Source organism: Pseudoalteromonas sp. GW168-MNA-CIBAN-0100 (assembly GCF_040309225.1).
In the GTDB taxonomy this organism is placed as follows: domain Bacteria; phylum Pseudomonadota; class Gammaproteobacteria; order Enterobacterales; family Alteromonadaceae; genus Pseudoalteromonas; species Pseudoalteromonas arctica.
The window spans coordinates 169870-183710 of the sequence record NZ_JBEOOL010000001.1; the positions used below are offsets into that span (position 1 = coordinate 169870).

Annotated in this window: 13 protein-coding genes; 8 read left to right on the forward strand and 5 right to left on the reverse strand. The window is 38.0% G+C overall.

The features are described 5' to 3' along the window. Positions 1–38 precede the first annotated feature (38 nt). The gene (locus tag AAEY62_RS00775; protein WP_007580638.1) at positions 39–1322 is read right to left on the reverse strand and encodes a cation:proton antiporter; all 1284 of its coding nucleotides are present in this window, start codon (positions 1320–1322) and stop codon (positions 39–41) included. A 332-nt stretch (positions 1323–1654) separates the two neighbouring features. Here AAEY62_RS00775 and yoaA point away from each other — a divergent pair, with 332 nt between their 5' ends. The 3 genes from yoaA (at position 1655) to AAEY62_RS00790 (ending at position 4680) form a co-directional block, all read left to right on the forward strand. Then, positions 1655–3571: a DNA repair helicase YoaA gene (gene yoaA, locus AAEY62_RS00780; RefSeq protein ID WP_101163490.1), complete on the forward strand. Its 1917-nt coding sequence runs from the start codon at positions 1655–1657 to the stop codon at positions 3569–3571. A gap of 9 nt (positions 3572–3580) precedes the next feature. Further along, on the forward strand, positions 3581–4282 hold the full coding sequence (tsaB, locus tag AAEY62_RS00785; RefSeq protein WP_197116964.1) for a tRNA (adenosine(37)-N6)-threonylcarbamoyltransferase complex dimerization subunit type 1 TsaB: 702 nt from the start codon (positions 3581–3583) through the stop codon (positions 4280–4282). A gap of 68 nt (positions 4283–4350) precedes the next feature. Beyond that, positions 4351–4680, forward strand: a complete 330-nt coding sequence (locus AAEY62_RS00790) for a hypothetical protein (protein WP_007580633.1) — start codon at positions 4351–4353, stop codon at positions 4678–4680. Positions 4681–4937: 257 nt separating this feature from the next. Here AAEY62_RS00790 and AAEY62_RS00795 read toward each other — a convergent pair whose 3' ends face one another. Beyond that, positions 4938–6227 (reverse strand): alkaline phosphatase, encoded by a 1290-nt coding sequence (locus AAEY62_RS00795; RefSeq protein ID WP_350634426.1) that lies wholly within the window; start codon positions 6225–6227, stop codon positions 4938–4940. Between the two features lie 414 nt (positions 6228–6641). On the opposite strand from AAEY62_RS00795, the gene AAEY62_RS00800 reads away from it, so the two are divergent. The 3 genes from AAEY62_RS00800 to rnd all read left to right on the forward strand — a co-directional run bounded on the left by AAEY62_RS00800 (position 6642) and on the right by rnd (position 10443). Then, positions 6642–7493, forward strand: coding sequence for an alpha/beta hydrolase (locus tag AAEY62_RS00800; RefSeq protein ID WP_350634427.1), 852 nt, complete (start codon positions 6642–6644; stop codon positions 7491–7493). Between the two features lie 115 nt (positions 7494–7608). Continuing rightward, positions 7609–9261, forward strand: coding sequence for a long-chain-fatty-acid--CoA ligase FadD (fadD, locus tag AAEY62_RS00805; RefSeq protein WP_350634428.1), 1653 nt, complete (start codon positions 7609–7611; stop codon positions 9259–9261). 51 nt (positions 9262–9312) lie between these two features. Continuing rightward, complete coding sequence (gene rnd, locus AAEY62_RS00810; protein ID WP_350634429.1) at positions 9313–10443, forward strand: ribonuclease D; 1131 nt, start codon at positions 9313–9315, stop codon at positions 10441–10443. A gap of 152 nt (positions 10444–10595) precedes the next feature. On the opposite strand, the gene minE is transcribed toward rnd, so the two are convergent. From minE to minC, 3 genes are read right to left on the reverse strand one after another with little or no spacing between them, the layout of a single operon-like run. Further along, positions 10596–10859: a cell division topological specificity factor MinE gene (gene minE, locus AAEY62_RS00815; protein WP_004334706.1), complete on the reverse strand. Its 264-nt coding sequence runs from the start codon at positions 10857–10859 to the stop codon at positions 10596–10598. Between the two features lies 1 nt (position 10860). Then, the gene (gene minD, locus AAEY62_RS00820; RefSeq protein WP_007583272.1) at positions 10861–11670 is read right to left on the reverse strand and encodes a septum site-determining protein MinD; all 810 of its coding nucleotides are present in this window, start codon (positions 11668–11670) and stop codon (positions 10861–10863) included. 5 nt (positions 11671–11675) lie between these two features. Further along, entirely contained in the window at positions 11676–12380 is a 705-nt protein-coding gene (minC, locus tag AAEY62_RS00825) for a septum site-determining protein MinC (RefSeq protein ID WP_007583271.1), read from the reverse strand. Positions 12381–12535: 155 nt separating this feature from the next. Here minC and AAEY62_RS00830 point away from each other — a divergent pair, with 155 nt between their 5' ends. Then, entirely contained in the window at positions 12536–12817 is a 282-nt protein-coding gene (locus tag AAEY62_RS00830) for a YcgL domain-containing protein (RefSeq protein WP_007583270.1), read from the forward strand. Next, complete coding sequence (locus tag AAEY62_RS00835) at positions 12810–13826, forward strand: lytic murein transglycosylase (protein ID WP_007583269.1); 1017 nt, start codon at positions 12810–12812, stop codon at positions 13824–13826. The genes AAEY62_RS00830 and AAEY62_RS00835 overlap by 8 nt, the downstream gene beginning before the upstream one ends. Positions 13827–13841 lie beyond the last annotated feature (15 nt).

A 13841-nucleotide genomic window follows, 5' to 3' on the forward strand; every position in this document is an offset into this window, starting at 1 on the left:
TAACTTGGTTACTGAATATGTTGCAGACAAAGCATTTATTACTTGGCTTGCTCAGCTGACTTAATGCTACTTTGAATAAGCGGCGAAATAGTTAAGCCTTGTACAATAATAGAAAATATAACCACTACGTAAGTAACAATAACGATTAGGTTATGTAGGTCTGAACCGCCTACAAAAACTTGCTCGCGTGGGATTGCTGCCGCCATTGCCAGGGCAAGGCCACCACGTAGTCCACCCCAGGTCAAAATTTTAACACTGTGTTTATCGTAAGTTCTAAAGCGTTTAAAAATTACAAATGGTGCGCCTACACTTATAAAGCGTGCTAGCAGTACAACAGGTACCATTAATAACCCTAAACCAATTTCGCCAAGCGTGATTGGCATAGTGACTATTAGCATACCTATTATTAAAAACAGTAGAGCATTTAGAAAGCTGTCGGTTGCATGCCAAAAATCTTTTACGTAGCGGGTGTCTTCGGGACCCGTACGCTCGGTTGCTTTAGTGCGGGTAATATTACCCATCAATATGCCACTGGTTACCATGGCAAGTGCGCCAGATATTTCCCAAATATTTGCTGCAGCAAAACCTGCTGTTGGGATAGTTAAGGTAATTAATAGGCGAATATTTACATCGCGGCTATTAATAATTAAAAAGTGGCCTACTAATGCAATGACTAAACCAAACGCAATGCCCCCTATTGCATCAACAAAGAATAGCTCTGCTATGTCACCAAATTGTGCATCTGTGCCATAAAAAGCAACAGAAAATATAGTGGTAAATATAACTAAACCAATACCATCGTTAAATAGCGACTCACCTTCTACTTGAACTGAGATGCCTTCTGGCGCTCGCATTTGTTTAATAATAGCAAGTACAGCGATAGGGTCGGTTGGGCTAATAAGCGCACCAAACAGTAAACAATAAATAAAAGGGACATCAAAACCAAAAACTGAAAATAAATAAAAGCTTAAATAACCCACTATAAATGTGGAGGCAATGGTTGAAAACAAGACCAGGGCAGTAATTTCCCACCGCTGCTTACGCAGGGCAAGTAGGTTTATTTCGAGCGCACCCGCATAAAGTAAAAACCCCAACATGCCTTTAAGTAGTAACTCGTTAAAGTCAATACTGGAAACAATTTGGGTCATTGCTAATGCGTTCTGATCGCCTAATAATTTTACTGCAATAATCAGTAATAAAGAAATAACCACAGAGCCAGTAGTAATGGCAATGGTAGTTTGCATTTTGAGGATGTACTGGTTTGCAAAGGCTATAAAAATTGCAATTGCAGAGAGAAAACAAATGAGGTACCAAGCATTCATTGATTAACCTTAACTATTTTTTAAACGACACACAAAAAGGAGGATTATAAACCCGCGTATGTTACTCCTGTAATATTTGAGAGTCACAGTATTTATGCCTAAATATAGCTTTTAATACGGATTGTTTTTAGTAAGAGTTAATAGGAAATGTGGCTTTGTAAATATTGTCATTATTAAATTAAATGTACGTTATAAATACAGTGTTTGTTGTAAACTTTAGTGGTTAATCACATTATTGAAACGTGTGTTGCATCATAAAATAAAAGTCGATTTTGTAATTACTTGCCCTAAATGCTTTGCTTACGTAAAATCCCGCTATTATTTATTTTAAAGTGATTGGTATTATCAAACAGCTGTTTAGTGCAACCGGACCTTTGGCGTCATCATTAGATGGATATACGCCTCGCCAACCACAAATTGATATGGCAGTAGCTGTTGCAGATGCATTAAAAAACAGTTCGCAATTAGTTGTTGAAGCAGGCACGGGTACTGGTAAAACATTTGCATATTTAGCCCCTGCACTTAAATCAAAAGGCCGAACGATAATATCGACTGGTTCTAAAGCCTTACAAGAACAGTTATATCACCGCGATTTACCTCAATTAGTGAAAGCGCTTGGTGCTTCTAAAAAAACCGCCTTATTAAAAGGGCGTGCCAATTACTTATGTACCTACCGACTTAATCAGCATGTTGCGCATGTACCTACTGATGACTCCGACGTAATGCACCAACTAGCGATGGTGGCTAAGTTTGCCAGTGAAACGCAATCGGGCGATTTGGCCGATTGTATTGGTATAGAAGATGACGCGAAAGTACTGCCTTATGTAAATTCAACAGCCGATAATTGCTTAGGTAAAGAGTGTCCAGATTTTCAAAGCTGTTATATACGCAAAGCACGATTAACAGCAGCTGATGCTGATGTGGTTGTTATTAACCATCATTTATTTTTTGCCGACATGGCTGTAAAAGAAAGTGGCTTTGCTGAACTTATGCCAAAAGCTGACGCGTATATATTTGATGAAGCCCATCAGTTAAGCGAAATTGCCAGTGATTATTTTGGTGAGAGTATTAGTACTAAAAAGCTGGTGGATTTAATTAATGATTTACGTGCTATTTATAGAGCCGAAATTCCCGATATGCTGCAGCTAGGTAAAAGCTTAAATAAGCTTGAAACAAGCGTTGCTGATTTACGATTACAGTTTGGTGTTGATGGCAGTAGAGGCGATTGGCGAGAAAAGCTAAGTGATAAACAAATATGCGCGGCACTTCATCGTGTCATTAGTGATTTAGATTTTGTTTATCAAGTACTTAAACTTTGCCTAGATAGAAGCGACAAAATTGAGCATCCGTTTGAGCGTGCACTTGCGTTTAAAGGGCAGTTAGAGCGGGTTTTTGATACAGCCCAAACCGGCTTTAGTTATTGGTATGAAACAACGCGCCGTTATTTAACAATTAATATAACGCCATTAAATGTATCAGCTAAGTTTGCTCAAATGATGCAAGACACGGGCGCAGGCTTTGTATTCACTTCAGCAACACTTTCGGTTGATAACAAACTCGAGCATTTTAATGCAAGCCTTGGTTTAAAACCAAAGCAAAGCATGATGGTCGATAGCCCGTTTGATTACCCTAATCAGGCGCTGCTGTGTTTACCGCGTTACTTACCTGAATCGCACGCTGATAATATGCCCCATGCGATTGTAAAATTAACACTTGAGCTTATAAAGTCAGCGCAAGGGCGTTGTTTTGTGTTATTTACGAGCTATCGAATGATGCACTTAGTTGCCGAAGGGCTCACCACACAAATTGACTACCCAGTTTATATGCAGGGGCAAATGTCTAAGCGTATTATTTTAGAGAAATTTACCCGCCATGGTAATGCTGTATTACTGGGCACGGCTTCTTTTTGGGAAGGCGTTGATGTACGCGGCAGCACATTAAGCTGTGTTATTATAGACAAATTGCCATTTGCAGCCCCTGACGATCCATTGCTTCAAGCTAAAATGCAAGATTGCCAAATGCAGGGAAAAGACCCATTTTCACACATACAATTACCGCAGGCTGTTATTGCGCTAAAACAAGGTGTAGGGCGTTTAATTCGAGATAGTAAAGACAAAGGCGTACTTGTAATATGCGATAATCGCTTAGTTACACGCCAATATGGCCAAGTATTTTTAAAAAGCTTACCGCCGATGCGCCGCACGCGAAGCTTAGAAGATGCCAATACATTTTTAAAACAAATTAATTAGAGTAATAAAATGATCAAAAGTAATATTCTTGCCCTTGATGCTTCAACTGAAGCACTTTCAATTGTTTTACATTTTCAGGGCCAAACATTTCATCATTTTGAAGAATGTCCGCAGCAACATAGCCAAAAAATACTTCCACTTGTGGATGAGCTATTAACTAAAGCAAACTGTAAATTAAAAGACTTAGATGTCATTGGTTTTGGGCAAGGCCCGGGTAGTTTTACTGGTGTGCGTATTAGTGTAGCAATAGCACAAGGTTTAGCGTATTCAACTAATTTGCCGCTTGTAGGTGTGTCTACTTTGGCTATTATGGCGCAGCAAGCGTTTGAACAAAACGGTAGCCTTAGTGTTTATCCAAGCATAGATGCGCGTATGGGGGAGATATACTTTGCACATTACCAAGCGCAAAATAATCTAATGCTTTTAGTTAACCAAGAGTGCGTCATAAAACCTGATTTACTAAACAATGACTATATAGCGACTACTGAGCCATCTATAGCCGTGGGCACAGGCTTTAAAACCTATCCTGATGCGCTTAATGACTTTGAAAACGTGACAATTAATACTGATATTACATTGCCTGATGCGCGTTATATGTTAGCGCATGTTGAAGCCGCGTTTTTAGCGGGTGACGTTGTAAAAGCGAGTGACGCTCAACCTAAATATGTGCGCGATACGGTAACGTGGAAAAAGCTACCAGGACGTGAGTAATCATATTATTTGCAAATTGGTTGTTTTTAAATCATAATTTTATGCAATATTAAGGTTGGAGACGCGTAATGACGCTGCCTATTGGTTCAGGTTTTTTTACCGGAGATATTCCGGGTAGGGTTAGCCCTACTAAAGTTGTTACTAATAAACCACAGAGTTTATTAGACCAGCCGGCTGCTCAAAAAACGAATACCGATTATGTAAAAAGCAGTGTCGAGGGTGTCGAACTGGCTAATCAACTGTTTAAAAGCAGTGCTAAAAGCAATGAATACAGCCAAACAATTTACGACCAACCGACAGCTCAAGTAAGTAAAGCGATTTCTACTTATACTGAATTTGCCAATTTAGAACGCAGAGCCGAAGTACAAAATTTAATAGGCGTTGATATATACGCTTAAAGCTCATTCAAACGTCTTAGATAAATACAGCGATAAAATTCAATAAAAAGCCCGAACATGTGTTCGGGCTTTTTGTGTTCAAAACGAGGTGAAATTATACCAATTCGCTTAATTAAGTGATCTATTTTGAGGGAAGAAAATCGTGTCGATAACAAGGCAAAAATTTCGTTATTTAGTTGTTCTATATCAGAAATTTTTAACGTAGTTAACGTCAGATTTAACCCCTCAAATTGATTAAGTATTATTGCGGATTGGTATTACTGCTTAATAAAGCCAATTAGCTTATCGGCAATATCAGTATTATTTTGTGAGCCAATAAATTGCTCACTGCCTTTGCCATAGGCAAATACTTGAACGTCTACAGCGGTGTGTCCGCCGGTTGTCCAGCCAGTAAAGCTCGCATCACTAATAATACTTTTAACAGCTAAATTAAGCGCTTTTTCGCCCATTTTTTTAGCTTGCTCAAGTTTGATTTGGTTTTCGGTTGTAAATTCAATATTGGTGTTAGCAGTCCATACTGGTTTTAAGTCTTTAGACTCCATAAGTTTGTCAGTTAACTTACTAGCAGTTGCCTTAACACCCTTAATTACGTCTGTTTCCCATTTAAATTGGCCGTGCGAACCAATAGTTAAGCCGCCCGTTGAGTGATCGGCTGTAACTACAAGTATAGTGTCTTTATTTTTATCAACGTACGCTTTTGCTTTTTCGATTGATTTAGCAAAGTCGTCCATTTCAGCCATCGCACAGGCTATATCGTTAGAGTGACCACACCAATCAATTTGGCTGCCCTCAATCATCACAAAAAAGCCTTCTTCGTTCTGGTTATCTAGTAAACCAAGCGCTTTAGATGTTAACTGAGTAAGGCGAGTTGGGTTCATATCAAGTGCAAATGGCAGGCCTTTGCTTGCATACAAACCAATGGCAGGTATTTGTGTAATTTGGCCCAGATTATTAATATCGTCACCGTATTGGTAACCTGCCGCTTTAAATTCTTCAACTAAATTCCGGTCATCACGAATAAAATATTTAGCACCGCCACCTAGCATTAAATCAACGGGTAATTTACCAGCAATCTTATTATCAATATAATCGTTGGCAATATCATCGTAGTTGTAACGAGATTCATTGTGAGCTGTAAAGCTAGCAGGTGTTGCATGGTTTATTTGTGACGTTACAACAAGCGCTGTTGTCATACCACGCTCTTTTGCTATTTCAAGCATAGTTTTAACTGGTTTTTTGTCTGTATCTACAGCAACTGCGCCATTATAACTTTTATGACCGCTACTAAGCGCTGTAGCACCCGCAGCACTGTCTGTTACATAAGTATGGTCGTCAGGGTAGGTATGAGCCATGCCTTTTAAAATAGTGTCAAAAACCGTGCCTTCTACTTCTTTTGTTGCAGGGTCATCTTTAAAATAGCGATAAGCCGTCGTGTAAGCCGGACCCATGCCGTCACCAATCATATAAATTACATTTTTAGGTGCTGATTCTGCGTAAGCACCAGAAGCGGTGCATAAAAGTGCCAATAAGCTGATCTGTTTTTTCATGGTTGTACCTTATGAGTGTACCTTATTTAATAGCCGCTGATATTGTATACAGATAGGATGATAAATAAATGAATATCTGAGATATTTATAATTTATACTTTGATTTTATATACATAGAATTGTAGTTAACGCTGTTAGTTCTATTTATTTAAATTATACTGGTTATAGCCTAAGTACATATAATACCACTACCTTTTGATTGTTTGAAAAGTATACAAAACAAACTTGTTGAAAATAGTTGGTTTGTTGCTTTTAATTTAAGTGGTTGATAATGTAGAGTTTTATTTCCATTCTTTTCTTTTTTTGACATCATAAAGATAATTAAATCGTGAATTTGGCACCATTTTCTAAGTTAGTGGTCTGACAACTTGTATGCTATAAATAATGATGCTCTAAATTAATAAAGGACTTACCGTGCAGCCATTTAATATTGAAATCAATAATTTAAATATTCATGGCTTAAAAGTAGGTTCAGGGAACGAAATAGTAATAGCGTTGCATGGGTGGTTAGACAACTGTCATAGCTTTATGCCAATGTTAAACAACGTTAACCCAGAGCACACTTGGTACTGCATTGACTTTGTTGGGCACGGTTTATCGTCTTGGCGAAGTGATGATGCACACTATTATTTTATTGATTATATTGATGATGTGTACCAACTTATAAGTGCGCTTGGTGTTAAAAAAGTACATTTAGTAGGTCATTCAATGGGGGCTATGGTTGCAGGTCTTTTTGCTAGCTGCTTTAGTGATTATGTAAAGTCTGTTACCTTTATTGAGGGAATTGGTTGTGTTACAACCCCGAGTGAAGGTGTGTGTGAACAGTTAAAAAGTGCAGTACTAAATAGAGCGCGTTTAAAAAATAAAAAGTCGAGAATTTATAAATCGAAAGAACTTATTTATGAAGCACGCGCTCAAACAACCGATTTAAATAGCGAGCTTATTGCGCTATTAATGCAGCGAAATATAAAACAGGTTCGAGATGGTTTTGCGCTAACAACAGATCCAAAGCTCAAAAATCACTCAGGTTTTAGGTTTGATGAGGCGCAATGTATTGGTGCAATAAAAGATTTAATTGCACCATGTCAATTAATTTTAGGTAACGAAGGTTATTCGTTTGTAAAACAAAATTTGGCAAAGTATATTAGTTATTACAATAGCTTGAAGGTCATTAATGTAGATGGTGGGCATCATTGCCACATGCAAAGCAGTGAACACTGTTTTGAGCATATTCAAGACTTTATGCTGCAAAATGGTGCATGTTAATTGTAAGTTTGTGTTAAATGTGGGATTATTCCTGCATTAGAGTATTTGCTCAATTGTTAAAGCGCCTTACTTAGATTAAGGTTAATAAAAATATAATTATAAACAGGGGCTAAGAGTGGAAAAAATCTGGCTTAAGCGCTACCCAGAGGGTATGCCTGAAACAATCGATCCTGAGCATTACAACTCGTTACTCGAAGTGTTCGAAAAAAGTTTTAGTGACTACACCGATTTACCTGCATTTACGAATATGGGTAAAACGATGTCTTACGATGAAATAGACACAGCAACAAAAAAAGTTGCTTCCTATATTCAAAATGATTTGGGTCTTAAAAAAGGCGACAAAGTTGCCGTAATGATGCCTAACTTACTACAAACACCAGTCACAATTTTAGGTGTTTTGCGTGCAGGTTGTGTGGTTGTAAATGTTAACCCACTTTACACGGTACGTGAATTAGAGCATCAGCTAAAAGACTCCGACACTACGGCTATTTTCATCCTAGCAAACTTTGCTGACACACTTGAAAAGTCACTTGCTCATACTGATGTTAAGCATATTGTGGTCACGCAAGTAGGCGATATGGTTGGCGGGCTTAAAAAGCATGTAGTTAACTTTGTTGTGAAGCACATTAAAAAAATGGTGCCAAAGTTCAACTTGCCTAACACAATTAAATTTTCAGACGTTTTAGCTGCAGATGAAGCTAAATACACGCGCCCTGAAATGAGCTTGTCTGATCTTGCATTTTTACAGTACACCGGTGGCACAACAGGTGTATCTAAAGGGGCAATGCTGAGCCATGGCAACATGGTTGGTAACCTTGAACAAGTTTCAGGTTGTTTAGACAAGGTGTTAAACCGTGGTGAAGAAGTGGTTGTGACTGCTTTACCGCTTTATCATATATTTGCCTTAACAGCTAACTGCCTAACATTTATGAAGTACGGTGGTTTAAATATATTAATTACAAACCCACGAGATATGCCTGGGTTTGTTAAAGAGTTGGGTCAACACAATTTCACAGCTATTACCGGTGTTAATACATTATTTAATGGTTTATTAAACACACCAGGTTTTGCTGAACTTGATTTTAGTCATTTAAAAATGTCTTTAGGCGGCGGTATGGCCGTTCAACGTCCTGTTGCTGAAAAATGGCAAAAAGTGACTGGCTCAAAATTAATGGAAGGTTATGGCCTTACAGAATGTTCTCCTTTAGTTACTATTAGTCCTTTTGATTTGAAAGCATATAATGGCTCTATTGGTTTACCTGCGCCTAACACTGATATTAAATTGGTTTTAGATAACGGCGAAGAAGCCGCTAAAGGTGAACCTGGCGAGCTTTGTGTTAAAGGCCCGCAAGTAATGGTTGGCTATTACAAACGACCAGATGCAACCGCTGAATGTTTAAAAAACGGCTGGTTTGCTACAGGTGATATTGCGACTTATGATGACGAAGGTTTCTTCTTTATTGTAGATCGTAAAAAAGACATGATCATCGTATCTGGCTTTAATGTTTTCCCTAATGAGATTGAAGAAGTAGTGGCTATGCACGAAGGTGTGCTTGAAGTAGCTGCTATCGGTATTCCTCACGATGTAAGTGGTGAACAAGTTAAAGTTTTTGTTGTGAAAAAAGACCCTTCTTTAACTGAAAAAGATATAATAAGTCACTGTCGTGATAATTTAACTAATTACAAGGTCCCCAAGCTGGTAGAGTTTAGGGATGAGTTACCTAAAACTAACGTAGGTAAGATACTCCGAAGAGCCTTGAAAGATTAGCAACCTATAAAAAAGCCGACATATGTCGGCTTTTTTATTGTAGGAGATTAAGTGCAATACCAATTGATCGAAACCCAAAATCAACTGAACACTTTTGTTGAACAAATAAAAAATAAACCTATTTTAGCTATTGATACTGAGTTTATGCGTCGTCGTACTTTGTATCCAGAAGTTGCACTTATCCAAGTTTTTGATGGTGAGCATTTAGCGCTTATTGACCCATTAGCGGAACTTTCACTATTTGATTTTTGGGAAATACTTAAAGATCCTGCAGTTTTAAAAGTACTGCATTCTCCTTCAGAAGATATTGAAGTTTTTCAAAAGTACGCAGGCTTTGTCCCAGCCCCATTATTTGATACACAATTTGCGTTGCAGCTACTCGGTGAAGGTAACTGTATGGGTTTTGCTCTTATGGTAAAAGAGCTGCAAGGTATTGAAATAGATAAAAGCGAGTCACGCACTAACTGGCTGCAACGCCCGTTAACTAAAAAACAATTAGACTACGCGGCTGCTGATACTTTTTACTTATTACCGTGTTTTGAGCTGATTATCGATCGCATTAATGCCGCTGGCTTCTTTGACATTGTAATAAACGAAAGTGAATTGATTGCCAAAAAACGTGCATTTCAAACACCCGACGAGCTTTTATATAAAGATATTAAAAATGCATGGCAACTTAAACCGCACGAACTAGCGGTGTTAAAAGAGCTTGCTGTATGGCGAAGAAATAAAGCTATCAAGAAAAATTTGGCGCTTAATTTTGTGTTAAAAGAACATAACATGACTGAAATTGCCAAACGTGGTCCTTCAAGTTTAAATGCTCTACGTCAAATTCCAGGGGTTGAAGCTATTGAAGTTAATCGCTCTGGTGTCGATATAATAAAGTGTATTGAAGTTGCTAAAGAAGTTCCAGATGCTCAACACCCTGCTGTACTTAAGCGCTTAATTGATTTTCCTACTTATAAAAAAGTAGCAAAAGATATAAAACAAAAAATCACTAAAGTAGCTAAAGAGCACAATATACCAGAAGACGTTATGGCCTCTAAAAAGCAAGTCAATCAACTGATTAGTTGGAATTGGAAGCTAACTAATGAGCAAAAACAGAGTCATATAAAGCCTGATTTACTTAGCTCTTGGCGATATACCTACGTTAAAGACGCTTTAAAAGAATGGGATACTTAAGACTAAATATTTTCTTTAACTGTGTAATACTTATCTATAGTTTTTGTGTTACATAGTTAAAAGTTTTAGTTGCACGAAGGGGATTGAAACGTAGATATTTAGAAAGTTATTGCAAAAATAAAGAGGGCGCTTATAAAGCGCCCTTTCTTCAATTACTTCTTTTCTTCATCAGGTAGTGTAACGTTTAGCTCAAGTACGGCTAAATCGTCTTCGTTCTGATCAAACTGAACCTGAACTGCATCGGTACTTACGTTCACGTATTTACGGATCACATCTAAAATGTCTTGTTTTAATTGTGGTAAGTAATCCGGCGTTCCTCGTTGAGAACGCTCGTGCGCGACAATGATCTGCAATCGCTCTTTTGCTAGTGACGCACTGTTTTTCTTTTCTGAGCGGAAGTAGTCAAGTAAAGACACGTTAACCTCCAAAAATCCGTTTAAATAAGCCTTTTTTCTCAACGTCTAAGAAGCGAAAATCGACGGTTTCACCTAGTAAGCGGTTAATTGCATCAGAATAAGCTTGGCCTGCATCAGATTCTGTATCCAATATAACAGGTTGGCCTGAGTTTGAAGCACTTAATACCGCTTGCGATTCAGGAATAACACCTAATAGTGGGATTGACAGAATATCTTGCACATCTTCTACCGATAGCATTTCACCTTTTTCAACACGACTAGGATTATAGCGTGTTAATAGTAAGTGTTCTTTAATGTTTTCTAGGCCTTCTTCAGCACGTTTTGATTTGCTGTGTAAAATACCTAAAATACGGTCTGAATCTCGAACTGACGACACTTCTGGATTTGTTGTCACGATTGCTTCGTCAGCAAAGTACATTGCCATCATAGCGCCAGCTTCAATGCCTGCTGGTGAATCACACACAATGTAATCAAAGTCTTCTTTTAATTCGTTTAGTACGCGTTCAACACCTTCACGAGTTAGTGCGTCTTTATCACGAGTTTGTGAAGCGGGTAGTAAAAATAATTTATCTACACGTTTATCTTTAATAAGCGCCTGGTTAAGGTTTGCCTCACCATTAATTACGTTTACAAAGTCATAAACAACACGGCGTTCACAACCCATAATTAAATCTAAGTTACGTAAACCAATATCAAAGTCGATAATAACTGTTTTATAGCCTTTTAACGCTAAGCCTGTGCCAATTGCAGCACTTGATGTTGTTTTACCAACACCGCCTTTACCTGAGGTAACGACAATTACTTTTGCCATGAGATTTATCCTTTAACCAAAGCTGAAATTTCTAATGATTCGTCTTTTTGTTGTATTTGCACTGCATTTCCCCAATGTTCACCTTGTAGTGAATCACTGATCCAGTAGTTACCATCTATTGAAACCAGCTCGGCCTCAAGTTTTTGGCAAAAAATGTGTGCTTCTTTAAAACCTTTTGCGCCTGCAATAGCGCGACCGCGTAGCGTGCCATAAATATGCACATTTCCATCGGCAATAACTTCAGCACCATGACTAACCGCGCCAAGTACTATCAAATCTCTATCTTTTGCGTAAACTTGTTGTCCAGAACGAACTGTACCGCTAATAATTTGCGCTGGTAAATGCACTGTTTTTTCTACAATCGACGTATTAGCCTCTTGTTTAACAGGTTCGCTCTTAACGTCTTGTGAATAATTCAAAACAGATAAGCCAGCAGCTTTAGCTTGTGTATGTTGCTCATCTGAGCCATTACATACACCAACAGCGTTAAAGCTCATACGCTCGATTAATGACTTTAAGTGTACAAAATCAAGTGAACTGTTTTTAATTTCAATTAAATTAACAACAATAGGAGCACCCTCAAAAAACTTAGGGGCCTGGGCTATTTTTATATATAGTTGTTCTGCTAAAAGGTTTATATCAGTACTATAAAGATGCAAAACTGATAACGTAAAAAGATTCCCTTTTAACTCAAAAATTTGGTCCGACATACACGCTCAATTGAATTGTCTGATTAGAAATTAATTTTAGATAAACGTAGGCTGAATAGGGCCTTTATTGAAATTTCTAATCTAATTTTTCTAACTTATTATTACTCTCATGTTATAGTGTGCGGCATTGTTAAGCAAGAATTTATAGGGTCATAATGCTCACTGCAGTATATAAAAGTAAGAAAAAAGCGGATACGTTCTTATTTGTTGAAAAAAGAGATGATTTTGACAAAGTTCCGGAACCTTTAATGGCTATGTTTGGTCAACCTCTTTATGTGATGATCATCAACTTAGCAAAACGTGAGCATTTAGGTGGGTCTGATTTAGAAGCTGTAAAAGGTGCACTAAGTGATCAGGGTTATTATTTACAACTTCCTCCACCGGAACAAAATTTGCTAAGTCAGTTACGAAAAGAAAATGGAGTTGATAGTGATTAAAAAACTTATCGTTATATTATGTGGTGTATGTTTAAGCTCATCTGTGATGGCAAAAACACAGGCCGAATTTCAAGATTATTTAGCAAATTTAAAGCAAGAAGCCATCTCAAAAGGCTATGAAGCAAAACTTATTGATGATGCTTTTGCAACAGCAACATATAAAGAAAAAGTGGTTTCGGCTGATAAAAACCAGCCTGAAGTAAAAGAAACCCTTGAAACGTATTTACCAAAACGCGTACCACAGTGGAAAATAGACCGCGCACGCAAGCTTTATGCAGAAAACAAAGATGTACTTGAAAAAGTAGCGAAAGAGTTTGGCGTACAAGCACGCTTTATAGTGGCACTATGGGGACTTGAAAGTAATTTTGGCGCCATTCAAGGTGGCCATAATGTTATTTCGTCACTTGTTACACTTGCTTTTGATGGACGCCGAGAAGCGCTTTATAAACGTCAACTTTGGGCTGCACTCGACATTTTAAAATCGGGCCATATCACGCTTGATAAATTTAAAGGCTCATGGGCAGGCGCAATGGGGCAAACGCAATTTATGCCTACCTCATTTAATGCTTACGCGGTTGATTACAATAACGATGGGCGTAAAGATATTTGGACCACAAAAGAAGATGCTTTTGCTTCAATTGCTAACTATTTAAAGCAAGAAGGTTGGAACGACTCTCTTACGTGGGGTCGCCAAGTACAATTACCTGAAAACTTTGATAGTAAATACGTTTTAGTGCGTGGTACAAAAACGCGCAAGCAGTGGCTAGAATACTGGAATGATTCTGAGCGCTCATTAGCTGATTGGCAAGCACTGGGTGTTCGTAAAGCTGATGGCTCTGATTTACCTAATGTGGACGTGCGTGCTGCGCTGGTTATGCCTGATGATATAAATGGCCGTATGTACTTAGCGTACGACAACTACAAAGTATTTATGCATTGGAATCGCTCGTATTACTTTGCTACTAGCGTAGGTTACTTGTCGGATAGAATTGGTTATCCAAAAATCTAATTATTAAAATATACA

Coding starts and splice junctions, on each gene's coding strand:
- AAEY62_RS00775 (WP_007580638.1), bottom strand. CDS start 1,322: ATGAATGCTTGGTACCTCATTTGTTTTCTCTCTGCAATTGCAATTTTT.
- tsaB (WP_197116964.1), top strand. CDS start 3,581: ATGATCAAAAGTAATATTCTTGCCCTTGATGCTTCAACTGAAGCACTT.
- AAEY62_RS00790 (WP_007580633.1), top strand. CDS start 4,351: ATGACGCTGCCTATTGGTTCAGGTTTTTTTACCGGAGATATTCCGGGT.
- AAEY62_RS00795 (WP_350634426.1), bottom strand. CDS start 6,227: ATGAAAAAACAGATCAGCTTATTGGCACTTTTATGCACCGCTTCTGGT.
- minD (WP_007583272.1), bottom strand. CDS start 11,670: ATGGCAAAAGTAATTGTCGTTACCTCAGGTAAAGGCGGTGTTGGTAAA.
- minC (WP_007583271.1), bottom strand. CDS start 12,380: ATGTCGGACCAAATTTTTGAGTTAAAAGGGAATCTTTTTACGTTATCA.
- AAEY62_RS00830 (WP_007583270.1), top strand. CDS start 12,536: ATGCTCACTGCAGTATATAAAAGTAAGAAAAAAGCGGATACGTTCTTA.